Genomic DNA, 14,709 nt, shown 5'->3' with positions numbered 1-14,709 from the left:
TGCGCCAGCTAAATTTCTAGTTGGCGCCATTCATTTTTTGCATAGTAGGTGTATAATTTCAAAAAACTAAGGAATTTGCATTGCTTAAAGCGGAAGTGATATATAAATTTTGTATCGTCTGTGTTCTTGCCTGTGGGATCTGCCTGCTTGCATTTACTGGGCTAAATTTCGCCATGGGCGAGTATAATGAGTGGATGATGAGCGCGCACAAATTTGCAGGGATTTTGATATTTTGCGCAGCGATCTTACACGTCTTTAACCGCAGAAGAAAGCTAGTAAAGCTCATAAATGAGATGATCGATGTCACCACGCACCGCAAAAATCCAACGATCTGCAACATGGACCGCATCATAGCCTCGCTTGAGCCTTACAGCATCAGTGAAATTTCACGCATGCTTGGCTTTGATGAGGTCCAGTTTTGCAAGAGCTTGCGAGAAAATGGGGTTAAATTTAATGATGCTAACCAAACTCTACGCCAGATCGCACGGCTAAATGATGAGAAGATATTTTTCGTGCTCGTTCTCATCGTTGAAGCCAAATTTGGCAAGAGATTTTGCGGTGAGCTAAAGTATAAACGTGGCGGAAAACTTAAAGATAAAAAAATGGTCGCGTAGAGCTAGCTCAGTCTTTGCTGGCTCGTGCCATGCAGATGAAGCTATCTTTGCTCCAGCGTCTAAACGCGCAGTCATAGCAGCTTCTCTCACCTCTACAAACCATCTCTTCTTCGTCATTATCTAGCTTAAATTTAGCGCAGTTTTGGGCTATTTGATGAGCTTTTTCGTAGTTAAATTTGCCGTATTTAAACTCATTTTTCTCATTGAAATTTTGCATCATCAAAATTCTCGAAGCTCTTTTATATTTAAATTTCTAAACTCGCCATTTTTGTCTTTTTGCACGAGCAAAGTTGCCTTGTGATGCCAAAATATAGGCTTTAAAGTGCCACCTAAATTTATCATCTCATCTTTTGCTAGCTCTTTAAAATTCTCATCCAAAACCGCTTCTATAAAAGGAAGCTCTATGAGCTTAGCAACGCTTAGCTTTGACTCTTTTAGTTCAAATTTGCCTCTGATTTTTCCGTCGCTTCCGCTAAGCCTAAGCCTTATGCCAGCAAGCGCGCCGATAACGCCATTGGCATTTGGCATAAGAGCTTTTAAAAATACATTTTGCGCCATAGCTATCTCAAAAGCTTGCTTTGTGGTTAGGAACATATTTTTTGTATTTTTGCCAAAATTTATTAGCTCTTTCATATCGTTTATATCGTCTTTGAAAACAGCTGCGATACCGGGTTCAGCGCTGTATTCGCGCAGCGGCAGCGTCATCGTGCTGGTACTGGGCGGCGTCATCAGCGGCTCGCTCTTTACCTCGCTGCTCTCGGTGCTAAAACACGCCGACCCCAATGACGCACTTCCTGCGATCACCTATTTTTTTGATGGGCAGCCTCGGCTTTGCGTCCAAGAGCTTCATAGAGATTTCAATCCTGCCGATGTGCGTGAGCATTTTCGCTGCTAGCGCTTAGCGGCAAATATCTAAACGCGCTAAGCCTTGGCGAAGAGGAGGCAAAGAGCCTGGGCGTAAACGTGGCGCGAGTTAAAATTTTCATCATCCTCGTCGCGACCTTCGTTAGCGCGCTTAGCGTGACGATTGCGGGCATCATTGGCTGGATCGGACTTATCGTGCCGCACATCGCGCGCTTTACATTTGGTGCCGACAACCGCGCGGTTCTGGCTAGCTCGGCGATGATCGGCGCGATATTTCTGCTCTTTTGCGACAGCTTCTCGCGGCTCATTTTTACCTTTGAGATCCCTATCGGCGTCGTCACATCGCTATTTGGCATTCCGATGTTTATCATCGTGCTGCGCCGCGCCAAGAGGAGCTTTTGATGCGAGAAAATTTGATAGAAGTGTGAAATTTACGCTTTGCTTACCAGGGCAAGCCCGTGCTAAAGGACATCAGCTTTGACATTGCGACGGGCGATACGCTAAGCATCTTAGGCGCCAACGGTAGCGGCAAAAGCACCCTGCTTCGAATAATGCTCGGATTTTTAAAATTTGAAGGCGAGGTGCTAATCGCAGGCAAAAGCGTGCGCGACTACGGTAAAAAGGGACTCGCCTCACTCGTCGCCTATGTGCCGCAGACGCATGCGTCCTCATACGACTACAGCGTCTTTGATGTCGCGCTGATGGGTGCTTTGTGCAGGACGCCGCTATTTTCTAGCTTTAGCACGGCGGATAAAAAGCTAGCCGAACAGGCGCTAGAAAAGATGGGTATCGCGCATCTAAAAAACGCGCCCTACACAAAGGTTAGCGGCGGCGAGCGGCAGCTGGCGTACATCGCGCGCACGCTGGTTCAGGGCGCGAAAGTGATCTTTATGGACGAGCCTACAAACGGGCTGGATTTTGGCAATCAGATCAAACTGCTCGAGATGATAAAAGCGCTGGGAGATGAGGGCTATACCTTCGTGCAGACGACGCACTATCCGCGGCATGCGAAGTTCGTTTCAAATTTAACGCTATTTATAAAAGACGGCGAAATTTTAGCCTTCGGGCGCAGCGAGCAGCTCATAAACGCCCAAAATATTGATAAAATTTACGGTATAAACTATGAAAAATACGAGGATAGATTATGATTTTACCTTCAAACTACGACGAGATCGACTTTGACGCGCTTTATAAGGCGCAAAAGGCAAGAAGCTCGTTTGGCAAAAAATTTGCCGAGGACTGGGACAAAAAGGCACCCAGCTTCAACGAGGGCGTGATGAAAAGCGCCTACGCGCGAGAATTTATAGATAAAGTTGATTTTACGGGCGTCTCTACGCTGCTTGATTTTGCGTGTGGATCGGGTGCATTAAGCGTGCTGGCGGCGGAAAGGGCGGATAAAATTTACAGCTACGACTTTTCGCCTAAGATGCTAGAGTTTGCCCGCGAGAACGCTAAAATTTACGGCGCTAAAAACGTTAAATTTGCGCAAAAAGCTTTCGAGGACGACTGGTCGGACGTGCCTGAGTGCGACGCGGTTTTGGCCTCGCGCTGCCTTGAGGTGGACGATCTAAAAGCTGCGCTTAATAAGCTTCTTTCAAAGACCAAAAAATTGCTTTACATCACGTTTAAGGTCGGCGGCAGCTTCGTGGAGGATGAAATTTTGGATGCGATAGGGCGCAAGGTGGAGCAAAAGCCAGACTTCGTCTATCTTCTAAACATCTTGTTTCAAATGGGCTATTTGCCAAGCCTTAGCTACATAAAAGCTAAGTGCCATGCGGGTCCTGAAACAAGCGCACAGGAGCTCATACAAAAGACGCGCTGGGGGCTTGGCGGCGAGCTAAGCGAAACTGAGGAGGCGCGGCTGGCGGAGTATTTTAGCAGCGGCAAATACAAGCCGAAACAAGAATTTATGGACTGGGCGTTTATAACTGTCCATAAGGCAAATAGAATTTAAATCGAAGAATATAGTTAAAATTTTTCCTAGAATGGAGCAAATTTGATGCTAGTTATATGCCTAACTATGGCAAATCAAAAGATAATTGGCAAGATTTTAGTAAGTTTTATAAAGTGGTTTTTGTTTAGTACCAATGTTTTGAGCAATAAAATAAAGGTCAGTAGACTTTAAGTTGTAGATAGTTTTCTGGCGGGTAGAGAGGGATTTGAAAAATTTGATTTTAATACGCAATAAACATCATTTTAAAAATATTAGTCAGCTAAAAGGTCAGCAAAAAAGATATTTTATAAGAATTATACTTTGTTATTTAATAAACTTCCATCATTGCTCATTATAGTTCCTGCTTCTAGCCCTAGATCGTATTCTACATCTCTGTCAAAGAAGCGTCGGACAAAAAATCCTTCTTCCTCCAATACATCAAGGTTCTCACTGACGCCTACTATATGCTTTTCATCATCTGTTGCATTAGACAAAGGCATGTCCTCGTCTTTATACGCGTTTGGTTGCCTAAATGGAGCGATGAGGTTTTTTACAGCATTTATTGTATCTAGTGTATCACTAACAAAATTTAGCCCCTTTGTAATGTATAAAAAAGAATTATTTAATGATTTTAAAGAATTAATGGGAGAAGCAAAGCTGGCGACTGAAACATTTTGATAAAGAGATGTTGTTTGACTTAGCGCCTGAGAATTAGCTACACTGTAATTTGGCAAAATAGAAGCATTTGCATTTGCGGCAGCTGGGGTTGTAAATGTAGAAATACTACCACCAAAAGACATAATTGCTCCAGCGGCACTAATTTTGAGCCCAATCGCTCTAAGTGTTGTACTCCCTGCTATATTTCCAAAGGTGGTTATTACCCCACCAATGCCAGCCACTACTCCACCAATAGCCCCAATGCCAGCAAGTGACGTTAATGCAGTGCCTGCTTTTAGCGCTGCGCCCAATGCTGCACCAGCATACCCCAATACCCAGACACTACCAACAGTAATAAAAGAATTTATCGCCCCCTTAAGTGTTACCCCTACGCCATACCATTTTCTTTTTTTCTTTTTTTCTTTTTCTTTTTCTCATACCCAGAAAAGATTGAAGGCATTCTTTCAATAAATTTTTTTGCACCACAAACAGGCATATTGTTCTCTTTAAAAAAAACAAAAGTAACATTAGAAGACATGCCTCTCCATTTGCCGTAGAGCTTATTTTCATTCTGCATAATAGCATATCCTAAATCAGTAAAATAAGCCCATTTTCTATTATTGTAATATTGTGTGTGAATTATTTTCCCATAACCAGAGGTGTTATATTCTGACTTGCAATTTTTTATTACTGTGCTACCTTCTCTTGCTTGTAGTAGCTGACAATATACCTCTCCCCACCCCTCAATTTTTGCATCAATCCTCCGCCCATCGTCTTGGATGTTGCCGTCCCATTCTACATAAAAAATAGACCAGCTATATTTAGAAAAAAAATTTTTAACCGCCCTAGTTGCTGCTTGTGTTTCTGAAATAAGGTTGTTTATGGCTTGCTCTACATAATAACCAGTAGGAGAAAAATCATGTTGTTTAGGCATTTGGCGTTATGGCATCTATGGAGTTAAGCATTTTTGTGATCATGTCAGCTGGCGGATTTAACGCCCCAGCGGTATACCCAAACACAGAGTCTTTTAGGAGTGTTGCTTTCTGTATCCGTAGTCTTTCATCAAAAGACTTTGTTTCTCTTTCGATCGCAACTTTTCTTGCCTCTTCGCTCAAAGCTTGTTTTTCTATCAGCTTTGCCCTTTCCTCATTAAATTTTGCCTCTTTTTGTGCCAGTTCTAATTTCATTTTAGCAAGTGCTAGTTCTTCGGCTTTGATTGGTAGTTCCGCTTGAGCTAAGGCTTTTTGTGCTTCAACAAGTGCAGTATTTGCAGCTATTTGAGCCAATTCTGCTTCTAACCTATCACTCTCCATCATCAACCTTACCGCTATGTCTTGGCTGGACAAGGTTATGCTTTGCGTAGCTTGGCTTAAAGTTGCCGTAATTGTGTCAATCCTTTTGCTATCATTTAAAGCAAATTTTTCATAATATTCGTCGAGCTTTTTTATTAACCTATCATAAGGAGAATTTTCAGCCATTGTATCACTTAATACTTTTTTGTAAATTTCACTATATTTTTCTATATCTAAACTCATTTTTTAATCCTTATATTTTCCTTGCTCTATTAATCCAGCCTCTTTCATAAATATAATATGCTGGTTTTACTTTCACTAAATTTCTATAATAGGCGATCTCTGCTCTATCAAAATCAACATCAAAGGCTTGTTCATTATAGTTGTTTAACGCTTTAAGAGTCTGGGCACCCATAATGCCATCCACCACCACACCTAAAAGCCTTTGTAAAACCCTAACTGCTGGTGCTGTATCTACGTTTGCACCAAAAATGAAAAGCTCACACGCTTTTAATTCACTATCTACCTCATCAAGCCTCATTTTGTCCCAAAATTCTTTTTTATAAAATATTTTTACTTTTTCGATTAATGCGTCATCATTATATAGGGCGACGCTAGCCTTTTCAAGATCGCCGTATGCGTTGATCGCTGCCCGCACTTGCCCCCAGCCTTGCCAATTTGGGTGAGCAGCTTCATAAATACCCATAAAAGTTAAGCCTTTTTCGTTTGGGTTTTTGTGTAGTGCGTCTTTAGGGCTGTTAAACTCTAGGCTCATTAATGTATAAAATGCATTAGTAAAATTTTTCATTTTTTATCCTTTAAAAATTTAAATCTCTTGGCGGTTTTGTAGAAAAATCATCATAGCCGCCACTGCCAAAGCTCTCTATTTTTTTATCAATCGCTTTATCAACTATTGCACATATCCAAGCTGTGCCACGCCAAGCAAAAAAGCCACCTACTGCAAGACTAAAGCGATCATTATTATTTGTAAAAAATGATGTTATTTCAAAGAATATCCAGCAAATAAAACCTGAGCTAATAGTGCCAACTATAAAATTTACTACTTTACGCCCTCTATTTATGGTTTGTTCTTTGTTGTTTATAGACCCTAGCGCTCCACCCAAAAAGCCAACTACTATAACCCAAAAATAAATACCTACTTTGTTTATAAGATCGTCCATTATCCGCCTCTTTTTTTAAAATTTATAAGTAAAGATGTACATTATTATGACGGATAGGATTATTTCAATTACAACCATTTTATTAAGCCAAAATTTCTTAGTCCTCTTTATGATCGCTTCCATTTGCACATCCTTATATTATTTTCGTCCATCCCTTTTTCTTTCATAATCTTTTATGGCTTCTAGCTGGTCTATGCAGGTCTTATACCCACTATAAACATCTATTAGGAGCACACCGGCATCGCTTTGGTTTGTTACGTTTCTGTCAGCTATCATAGGAGCTTGTAGTAAGTAGCTAGGTATCTTGTCATACTTATTTAGAGCTGTTTGTTTGCTTTCGCAACCCATCAAGCACATAAGAAACACTAAGGTTAAGAGCATTAGACATATCCTTTTTGTCCTCATTTAGTACCCTTTCTTTGACTTTATTTGATTTTTGTTCTATGGCTTGTCTTTGCTTACTAGCTTTTTCTATAACGTCAAGCTTAAGAGAGATGAGCTTATCTTGCTCGTTTATCTCGTCTTTTAGCTTTAGGTTCATCTCGTCACTAGCCTTTAGGTTAGCTCTTGTAACGCTAAGCTCATTATCTAAGCTTTGATACCGATAGCCTAGAAACAAAGTAGTAAGCAACAAGAAACCACTAAGATATAAACTAGGACTTAGCATTATTGCTCCCTCGCACTCTCTTAAATGGATTAATCGCCCACACACTCTTAAGGTATTCTTTATCATCCGGCTGCATAAATGTATCTTTGTTGTATTCGTTCATCTCTGCCACGTCGGCCAATTTCCAGCCGACATAAATGCGACAATAAAAGCCACTTAAAAAGCCTTTGTATCTGATAGTTTTATATAAACCAAAGCGTGAGCGGCCATTTTTTAATCTTAGCGTTACTTTGCAAAAGTCACTAACCGCTCCGCCGTTGCTAGTTACCTTGATATTGCCTTGTGTTCTCACGCTCGACGGCTCTATCTCACTTACTTTGACGCCGTTTATTCTGCTTGAAAAGTAGCCTATACGATTTCTATATAGCCACCTTAACCTTGCAAAGTACGTCCTATTTTTGCCATTTGGATAGTGTTCTTTGCGCCAACCACTATCGCCGTTTATCGCTGAATTTTCATTGTCATAGTAGTCATTTGCATCTTCAAACCACCTAGCCCACTTTGGCAGGTGTTCGCTTTGCTTGTTGCAAAACGCCAAAGCGATTGGCACTACTATATAGCCAGCTATCTCAAGCGGTAACTCAACGATTACTATACAAAAGAGCTGTAATATCTCTTTAAATTTAAGCATTACTCATCCTTTTTATCTTTTGGCTTTTCTTGCTCTTTTGCTTTATAACTAGGGCACTTAGGACACTCGCTCCACGTGCAGTTACTATCTTTGTCTAGCTTACTCGCACACACTTCACATCTTTTTATTCTTACTCTCATTTATCATCCTTTTGTGTTGGTCTAGTTTTCACAATATCCGAAAATTCATCACCACTCAAATACCAAAATGGCTTTTGTCCATCTTCGTATTGCATTTTGGCGAAGTCATCAGGGTGTGTCGCCAAGTGGCTAAACACTCTTAAAATGTTTGTCATGTTTGAGTTGTCCCACTGGTCGCACTTGCGTGCTCTTAAAAAAATCACGATAGGGCATAGTAAAATGCCCAAAACTAGCGATAAAATACAGATTAAGAAATAGCTCATTTTTTTAGCTCCTCTCTTTGTACGATTAACGCTTTTAACTCCGCCCTTAAGCTCTCTAACACGGCAGTGTTACCGATAATAAGAGCATGCTTTATATCATCCTCGCACTCTTTTATATCCGCTTCGAGCTGTGCTAGTTGTTTAGCTTTTTCATCTACCTTTGGCTCTTTTTTAATTAGCTCGCCGTTTTGTATATGGTCTGCTCCGATAGATAAAGCCTTTTTCCACTCATCATCACTGATTTTTATATTTGGCTCAGGGATGCTACCGTGTATCTCGTCGTCATAAAAGCCTAGTATCTTATTTGTCTCTTTATCGTAGTTTGCATATTTCATTTTTTTCCTTTCTTTTAGTATCCAATAGCTATGTATGCTACCGCCGTAGGCGTGTATTCCCAGTTGTGGCGAAATATAGCTCCAGTCCTTGTCGGCGCTCCGTAACTCATCGCGCTTACTTCTTTTCCAGCTCCATAGTGTGCTACCGTCATAGCAAGGCAGGCGGTAGGAAACGCGATAGGAAACAGTGTAGGCTTTATGTTTTCGCCTTGCGAAACGTTTGTATCAACTCCCCACTGAATAATCAGTCCGTTTGGTAGTTTTGTATATCCGTTTTGTACGTTGGAGCTTAGAAAGTGTGAAAACTGCGTAAATTTCCCATCGCTCTCTGCTTTTGTGTATGCGTCTATTTTTGGAAGCTGACTACTTGGGACTTTACCACTATTATCTAATGTAGCCAGCCCATTAGCCACTCCTTTTAAGTTACTTGCTATTTTATCCTTTAGACTATTTGAAAGGCTATTTAGCCCGCTATTTAAAGAGGTCTCTAGTGTACTTATGCTTTGAGATAAAGCGGTATACTTGCTTGTGCTTTCATCTTTTAGCTCGAAGACATCACTACTCTTACCATTAAGTGTGGTGGCATTTATATCAGGTAGTAGCTCTGATTTTATCTTGCCATTTTCTAGTGAAACATATTTGTTTTTCTCACTAGCATCTAATTTTGCTACAAGCAAGCTATCAATTTTTACGCTTGAATAAGTTGTTGTTGCGCTTGCACTAGTGTCGTTTATTAGTCCGTTTGTGCTTATTTTTTCAAGGGATTTTTTTAGCTCAAGCAGTGTTGTTTTTAAAGCATCTAATTCAGTAAATTTGTTTTGAGAATTAGCCAATGTTTCAAGCGCTGTTTGAGCCTTTTGCTCTATTGGCTTGATTGTTTCTAAAATAGATTTTGCCTCAGCTAATAGATCGCTTGTTTTATTAATTTTTTCTACATTGCTGGCGATAAATGCAAAATTGCTTAGTGCAGTATTATTTTTACTATCGAAATCTGCCTTTTTCTCATCGAAATCTGCCTTATCATTTCTAAAAGTGCTAAGATTGGTGTCAAAATTTTGTTTTTTCTCGTCAAAATCTGTTTTTTTAGAGATAAGCTCTGTGTTTATGCTTTCAACTGCCGCTTTAACATCTTGTAGCGTCACTATTTGTTGTTTTGTTAGAATATTTGCGTCTTTTATTTCGCTTATATTTATTTGGCTTATTGCTGTTTCTAGCTCAGTTATTTGAGAGAGCAAGAATTTTAATGCTTCTAGCGTTCTATTGCCGAGTTTTAATTCCTCTATCGTTACCATTGTTTAGCCTTTATAGTTTCTTTAGCTTTTTTTAGTTTTTCGCCTAGTTCTTTAAAAAAACGCAAAAGGTCTATCTTGCTTAAATCTCTTGCGTTTTTCAAAACTCTTATAAGTTCATAATCTGTCATAGTCACTCATTTCGTTTGTGTTGTAGTCTGCTATCGCTTCAAGTGCTAGCGTGCGAAAATAAGTGTCTTTGTTGATCAAAAAAGCTACATAGTTAATCACTGCATAGCTCAGAGCTTCGTCTATTTGTAAATGCTCTTTTGGATCACTAAAATTTGGCACGTCTGGCACGCAAATGAAGGTTTGTTTATCAATATTCCTATAAGGCCTTTCTTCGCTCCCAAAATGCCTTAGTAAAATAGTAGGTACACACTTATCGCAGCAAAAAAGCATAGCCTCCAAGAATAGTGAGCCAAGCATATCATCAGCAGGGAGTTTAATCCCTACTGTCGTTTTAAAGCTCAAATGTTTTTTGGCTTCAGCGCAAAGCATTGTTACGCCTTTAAGCCAACGCCTATTGCAAATGCATCTGCGTTTCTTACTTCGATACAACTTTCTGTATAGTATCTCTTTTGGATAGCTGTTTTTGAAGTAGTCACGTCTTTTAGTTCAGTTGGCACTAATAGACCATTTTTCATATAATCAAAATCTCCTGCGATGATACAATCACCCAAGCCGTATTTAGGACTTAAGAAGCGATGAAGTCTAAAATTTACCCTACCAAAGTCAGTGTCTAAGCTAACAACGCTTGAATTAATATTTTTCTCGTTGCCAAATTGACGAGTTGCTATTTTGTTAATAGCTGGCTTTAGATCAGCACCAATGAATACATCTTTTGGAGTTGTGCCTGCGTCCCAAATATTTTGTAATAGTCCAGATAACACAGCCTCAGTTAGTTCTTTTGGTGTTCCTTTCCAATCGCCTGAGCTATCAAATGCTACAACATTGCCACGTCTGCCAGCAGCAAATGCAGCTGCACCTTTAGCCAAGAAATAAAATAGTCCTGCCATTTCTCCAGCTGTTGCATCAGTTCTAACACTCGGTGCCTTAAAGACACTCTTTTTAACATCAGCATCACGGCCTAGCCCAAAAATAGCATATTCCATATCTAGCTTATGCTCTTTTGCTCTTTTAGCTGTCTCGCGCTCTAGCTCTTTGCCACCATAAGTAGCCACTGCTTGCATACTTCTTGAAACGCTAACGTTTGAAGTGAAAATTTGCACTGCGTTTGAAGTCTTTTGCACGCTTGATTTGATCTGATCGTCAAAGTCAGAAATCTCTAGTTGTGCGTTTTTCTTTGGGGCAGCTAAGCTGTCAGTTAGCCAAGAGTGCTCTATGCCTTTAACACTTGAAGTGCCAATAAGTTTAAGTATAGGCGTCTCATCAGCACCTATTAAAATTATATTTTCATATACCGAAGGCTTTAGCCCTTCTCTTTTTGTTGCCGGGGCTTGAAACCCAGTAGTTGTTATTGCCATTTTTGCTCCTTTTATGCAATTTAATGGCAATTTATCATTTGTGGCTGTGCCAAATCTACCCAATTTTGGCAAAGTTAGAATATTTTTTGTTTTTGATTTTAAAAAGAGAGTAAGCCCTAAAAGATAGGGCTTTTAATTATTATTTGAGTTTTTAGTTACTTGGCTAGTTTTATTTTTAGTTAGCCTATTAACTGCCTTAGCTTTTACGCCGTCGCTTATATCTTTGTTTAATAGCACTTTCTTAACTAAGCCTGCCTTATCACTACTATTGTCTATTGCATCAAGTAGATTTTCTACTCCTTTTTGGTTATTTTTTGATATAGTAGCCATATCGGTATCTACCCTCGTTTTCTTGTTATAATCAATAAAGTTTCTATTGCTATAGTAGTCAAAGATTTTTTTGCCGTCATTATATTCATCGACAACTACTTTTAGTTTTACATCGTTTTTCCCTAATGTGTACGCATATCTTATTTTGTCTGGTAACTTCTCAAAGCTCTCACTATTTATGTCTCCACCCCTTATCACGTCCATAATATTTAAAAGCTCATTATTGTTAAGCCCCCCAGTTTTTTCTACTCCAGCGTGTTTTATCATTATTTTTTTTGCTCCAGCATTTCTTGAACCATACTCAAAAGAATAAAGATCATTTAGGTCGTGGCCTTGCAAAACTATTTTGTCTTTTTTTCCAACAAAGACATCATATATATTTTTTTGCTCACTATTGAGTGTGCTAATATCAACTTTTTTTAATTCTTTTATTGCATTATTTACTTTAGTATCTTTTAAGACTTTTTGTTCTACTATATCATCGTTGGGGCGGATCATAGAGTGTTGTCTATACGCCCCATTATCCATCTTCATTAAATCACTCTTTGGCGCTGGGCTTTGCTTTGTAATAAAATTCTCGCCTTTTATCTCTCCAGTTTGAGCCTCTTCTCTTAACGCCTTTACCTCGTTTTTAAAAGCTTCTAGTAGTTTAGTTGAGTTCTCTGGCACATCTTTTATCTCTATCTTTTCAAGATTATTAATAACACTTTTTAGATCGCCTGCATTATTAATTGCATTTCTTATATGATTTTTTAATGATGCGTCATTGCCTAATACCGGGAGTAGTGATTTTAACCTTTCAATAGCTAAATTTCTCTTCATTGTCATAAGTGCTCCAGTTACTGAATGCCCTATGCCTTGTTGTAGTTCTTTAGCCTTTGGGTTAATTGCTGTTAGTTTTTCAAGTAATGAAGACGTGTTATTTAGTATAGGAGCTTTTTTGTTTAGCTCTCCCATTATCTCCACCGCTCTTTTACTCTCAAACGGAGCATTTTTTAAAGTATCACTCACCTTAGAAAAGTCAGTTATTCCATCTTTGGTAAATTTTTCTATTACACCACGGATTAAGTTAGTTTCTAATGCTTCTTGTTCGCTACTGCTTAATCTAGCTGTAAGAGCTTTTAAATCTAAGCCATTTTCTGCATTGAGAGCTTTTAAGAGTGAGTTTGTTATATCACCACTACTCTTTAGCTCCCCTATTACATCATGGTAAATTTTAGAGTTTTGAAGTTCTTTAAAAAGAGCATATTCGCTCCTTGCTTGCTTTAAAACATCTTTTGCTTTTTGGCTAAGAGCTGGGTCGTTAAAGGCTTGCTCGGCGACATTGTCTATTGCACTATCTACTGCTTCTATCATCTTGCCAAGCGTCTTTTTGGTGCCTGCTGTGATAGCATCAGGAGCAGTTAGCCTTGCCATATCAGCACTTAGCACGTTTCTTACTTCGTTAAGCCCTTTAAAGCCTTTGGTGTTTCCTAATAGTTCCAATGTGCTATCTCTATACCCTGCTGGCAGTCTTAGCGCCTGAGTGCCAAGTTCATGCTTCGCTTGCAGTAAATTTGCGCTTGCTTCTTTGCCTACAAAGGCATCGTCAAGAGCGTTTATCACCTCGCCGAAGTTATCTTTTGTGCGTTTTTCGTATCCACTTAAAATATCTGCTGTCTTTTTCTTTTCTATCATATTAAGAAAAGCATTTTTTGCGTCTGTGTTTAAGTCGCTTGACATTTTATAAATTTTTGAAAAGCTTTTTGGGTCTCTCGCTACTGCATCGGCAATTATATCTGCCCCTTTAGCGTCGTTGCCAAGAGCAGTTAAAAATATATCCATTTCTCGTTCTCTTGTCCCCTCGCCCTTTATCATATCTCTTGTTATTTTTTGGGCTGGAGCTAAGATATTATCGTTTACGTAGTTAATACTTTTTTGTATCTTTTCATTACCAACTTTTGGTAAAGTATAAGTTTGATCGTCGTTTAGTAAAGTCTTATAAAGGTCATCGCCAAGTGCATTTTTAGATAAATTTTGAGCTGCTGCCGCGTTTGCTTCTCCGCCTAATTTATCTATTATTGCTTTTTCGGCTCCACCGATATTGTCATTTATCACGTATCTTGCAACTGGTTTTACTATTGAATAATCACTAGCCTTGCTAACTCCTTTTTTAAGTGCTTCTTTTACTGCTGGAGATGCCATTGTTGCAAGCGGGCCTGAGATCAAAGCGTCATCGCTTGCTCCACGCAAAGCGTGTTTTAAATAATCATCGCCATTTATCGTCTCATCGCCAAGTATTCTTTTATCGGCCATTAAGTCCATAGCCGCTCCAGCTCCACTTGCTCCAGCTGTTGTTAATGCTGTGCTTATAGCTTTTTGTGCTGTGCTTAGTTTTTTGGTTGGCAAAAGGGCTGAAGCTACACTTATCGCACCCATAGGCACGCCCATTTCATTTAGATATGTTGAAAGACTATCACCGATACCAGGCTCATCTACTGGGATAAATTTATCCCCTTTTTGAAGATAATATTTTCCGTTTGCTTCCCTCACATCATCATAATTATTCTTTTTAGCCCAGTTGTAGAGCAAATTTTCAGTTCTATCCTTTACCGCTTTTTCTTTGTCTTCATAACCTGCCATTTGAGATAAAATATTTCTATCATCACCTGCATGTTTTGCTCTTGCTAACGCTTCAGTAGCCTTTTTCTTTTCTAAATCTTCACCACTTGCTCCGTCGTAATGGTAATAATCAAGCATTCCCCCAATCTCTTTGCCAACGCCTTTTATGACATTTATTGGAGAGATTTGATCCGCAAATTCGCCAACTTTGTCATACCACGTCTTCTCCTTTGGCGTAGCATCTACTGCCTTACTCATATCAGGGGCAGGCGGCGCATAAGTTGGTGCGCTATTTGCTGCTGGTTGTGCGCCTAATAAATTATCAGGTATCTCGACTTCTTTTGCTCCACTAGGTATTTTTATCCAGTTACCACCTATTTGCATTTCACTTTTATTTTCAGGTATTTTTATCCAAGCCATTTTTA

At 39.4% G+C, this 14,709-nt stretch carries 22 protein-coding genes; 4 read left to right on the top strand and 18 right to left on the bottom strand.

The window, feature by feature from the left end; all coding sequences use genetic code 11:
• The first annotated feature begins 80 nt into the window (after nucleotides 1-80).
• The gene (locus CVT18_RS01920) at nucleotides 81-614 is read left to right on the top strand and encodes a chemotaxis protein (protein ID WP_103628584.1); all 534 of its coding nucleotides are present in this window, start codon (nucleotides 81-83) and stop codon (nucleotides 612-614) included.
• Between the two features lie 7 nt (nucleotides 615-621).
• On the opposite strand, the gene CVT18_RS01915 is transcribed toward CVT18_RS01920, so the two are convergent.
• Nucleotides 622-834 carry a molybdopterin biosynthesis protein MoeB gene (locus CVT18_RS01915; protein ID WP_180999670.1) on the bottom strand — a complete coding sequence of 71 codons (213 nt, stop codon included), beginning with the start codon at nucleotides 832-834 and terminating at the stop codon, nucleotides 622-624.
• Complete coding sequence (locus tag CVT18_RS10245; protein ID WP_180999672.1) at nucleotides 834-1,397, bottom strand: hypothetical protein; 564 nt, start codon at nucleotides 1,395-1,397, stop codon at nucleotides 834-836. Before CVT18_RS10245 ends, CVT18_RS01915 begins: the two co-directional genes overlap by 1 nt.
• A gap of 105 nt (nucleotides 1,398-1,502) precedes the next feature.
• Between CVT18_RS10245 and CVT18_RS10420 the strand changes: the two genes are divergently transcribed.
• Genes CVT18_RS10420 through CVT18_RS01895 form a run of 3 tightly spaced genes read left to right on the top strand, consistent with a single transcriptional unit; the run spans nucleotide 1,503 to nucleotide 3,432 of the window.
• A complete protein-coding gene (locus CVT18_RS10420; RefSeq protein ID WP_234410285.1) occupies nucleotides 1,503-1,880 on the top strand; it encodes a FecCD family ABC transporter permease in 378 nt (125 codons plus the stop codon).
• A 56-nt stretch (nucleotides 1,881-1,936) separates the two neighbouring features.
• Entirely contained in the window at nucleotides 1,937-2,626 is a 690-nt protein-coding gene (locus tag CVT18_RS01900) for an ABC transporter ATP-binding protein (RefSeq protein WP_234410255.1), read from the top strand.
• The gene (locus tag CVT18_RS01895) at nucleotides 2,623-3,432 is read left to right on the top strand and encodes a class I SAM-dependent methyltransferase (protein ID WP_103628581.1); all 810 of its coding nucleotides are present in this window, start codon (nucleotides 2,623-2,625) and stop codon (nucleotides 3,430-3,432) included. The genes CVT18_RS01900 and CVT18_RS01895 overlap by 4 nt, the downstream gene beginning before the upstream one ends.
• Nucleotides 3,433-3,725: 293 nt before the next feature.
• Here CVT18_RS01895 and CVT18_RS01890 read toward each other — a convergent pair whose 3' ends face one another.
• From CVT18_RS01890 to CVT18_RS01825, 16 genes are all read right to left on the bottom strand, one after another.
• On the bottom strand, nucleotides 3,726-4,379 hold the full coding sequence (locus tag CVT18_RS01890) for a hypothetical protein (protein WP_107824181.1): 654 nt from the start codon (nucleotides 4,377-4,379) through the stop codon (nucleotides 3,726-3,728).
• A 77-nt stretch (nucleotides 4,380-4,456) separates the two neighbouring features.
• A complete protein-coding gene (locus CVT18_RS01885) occupies nucleotides 4,457-5,002 on the bottom strand; it encodes a hypothetical protein (protein ID WP_107824180.1) in 546 nt (181 codons plus the stop codon).
• A complete protein-coding gene (locus CVT18_RS01880; protein WP_103615272.1) occupies nucleotides 4,995-5,603 on the bottom strand; it encodes a hypothetical protein in 609 nt (202 codons plus the stop codon). Before CVT18_RS01880 ends, CVT18_RS01885 begins: the two co-directional genes overlap by 8 nt.
• A gap of 10 nt (nucleotides 5,604-5,613) precedes the next feature.
• Nucleotides 5,614-6,168 (bottom strand): putative peptidoglycan-binding domain-containing protein, encoded by a 555-nt coding sequence (locus CVT18_RS01875; protein ID WP_107824179.1) that lies wholly within the window; start codon nucleotides 6,166-6,168, stop codon nucleotides 5,614-5,616.
• A gap of 10 nt (nucleotides 6,169-6,178) precedes the next feature.
• On the bottom strand, nucleotides 6,179-6,541 hold the full coding sequence (locus CVT18_RS01870; RefSeq protein WP_107824178.1) for a phage holin family protein: 363 nt from the start codon (nucleotides 6,539-6,541) through the stop codon (nucleotides 6,179-6,181).
• Between the two features lie 138 nt (nucleotides 6,542-6,679).
• Complete coding sequence (locus CVT18_RS01865) at nucleotides 6,680-6,889, bottom strand: hypothetical protein (RefSeq protein WP_159071481.1); 210 nt, start codon at nucleotides 6,887-6,889, stop codon at nucleotides 6,680-6,682.
• Nucleotides 6,855-7,208 (bottom strand): hypothetical protein, encoded by a 354-nt coding sequence (locus tag CVT18_RS01860; protein ID WP_107824176.1) that lies wholly within the window; start codon nucleotides 7,206-7,208, stop codon nucleotides 6,855-6,857. The genes CVT18_RS01865 and CVT18_RS01860 overlap by 35 nt, the downstream gene beginning before the upstream one ends.
• On the bottom strand, nucleotides 7,195-7,839 hold the full coding sequence (locus CVT18_RS01855; RefSeq protein ID WP_107824175.1) for a hypothetical protein: 645 nt from the start codon (nucleotides 7,837-7,839) through the stop codon (nucleotides 7,195-7,197). The genes CVT18_RS01860 and CVT18_RS01855 overlap by 14 nt, the downstream gene beginning before the upstream one ends.
• Nucleotides 7,839-7,979 carry a hypothetical protein gene (locus CVT18_RS10240; protein WP_178140373.1) on the bottom strand — a complete coding sequence of 47 codons (141 nt, stop codon included), beginning with the start codon at nucleotides 7,977-7,979 and terminating at the stop codon, nucleotides 7,839-7,841. The genes CVT18_RS01855 and CVT18_RS10240 overlap by 1 nt, the downstream gene beginning before the upstream one ends.
• A complete protein-coding gene (locus CVT18_RS01850; RefSeq protein WP_107824174.1) occupies nucleotides 7,976-8,242 on the bottom strand; it encodes a hypothetical protein in 267 nt (88 codons plus the stop codon). Before CVT18_RS01850 ends, CVT18_RS10240 begins: the two co-directional genes overlap by 4 nt.
• Nucleotides 8,239-8,577, bottom strand: a complete 339-nt coding sequence (locus CVT18_RS01845) for a hypothetical protein (RefSeq protein ID WP_107824173.1) — start codon at nucleotides 8,575-8,577, stop codon at nucleotides 8,239-8,241. The genes CVT18_RS01850 and CVT18_RS01845 overlap by 4 nt, the downstream gene beginning before the upstream one ends.
• A gap of 14 nt (nucleotides 8,578-8,591) precedes the next feature.
• Nucleotides 8,592-9,869, bottom strand: coding sequence for a gp53-like domain-containing protein (locus CVT18_RS01840; RefSeq protein ID WP_107824172.1), 1,278 nt, complete (start codon nucleotides 9,867-9,869; stop codon nucleotides 8,592-8,594).
• The gene (locus tag CVT18_RS10640) at nucleotides 9,863-9,997 is read right to left on the bottom strand and encodes a hypothetical protein (protein WP_265094531.1); all 135 of its coding nucleotides are present in this window, start codon (nucleotides 9,995-9,997) and stop codon (nucleotides 9,863-9,865) included. The genes CVT18_RS01840 and CVT18_RS10640 overlap by 7 nt, the downstream gene beginning before the upstream one ends.
• Nucleotides 9,984-10,367: a hypothetical protein gene (locus CVT18_RS01835; RefSeq protein ID WP_107824171.1), complete on the bottom strand. Its 384-nt coding sequence runs from the start codon at nucleotides 10,365-10,367 to the stop codon at nucleotides 9,984-9,986. The genes CVT18_RS10640 and CVT18_RS01835 overlap by 14 nt, the downstream gene beginning before the upstream one ends.
• Nucleotides 10,368-10,369: 2 nt before the next feature.
• Nucleotides 10,370-11,353 carry a DUF5309 family protein gene (locus CVT18_RS01830; protein WP_107824170.1) on the bottom strand — a complete coding sequence of 328 codons (984 nt, stop codon included), beginning with the start codon at nucleotides 11,351-11,353 and terminating at the stop codon, nucleotides 10,370-10,372.
• 132 nt (nucleotides 11,354-11,485) lie between these two features.
• Complete coding sequence (locus tag CVT18_RS01825) at nucleotides 11,486-14,704, bottom strand: hypothetical protein (protein WP_107824169.1); 3,219 nt, start codon at nucleotides 14,702-14,704, stop codon at nucleotides 11,486-11,488.
• Nucleotides 14,705-14,709 lie beyond the last annotated feature (5 nt).

The sequence above is a fragment of the Campylobacter concisus genome, assembly GCF_003048405.1.
GTDB classification, from domain to species: Bacteria; Campylobacterota; Campylobacteria; order Campylobacterales; family Campylobacteraceae; genus Campylobacter_A; species Campylobacter_A concisus_Q.
The sequence above is the reverse complement of the archived record's forward strand: the minus strand, read 5'-3'. Positions and strand labels throughout refer to the sequence as shown.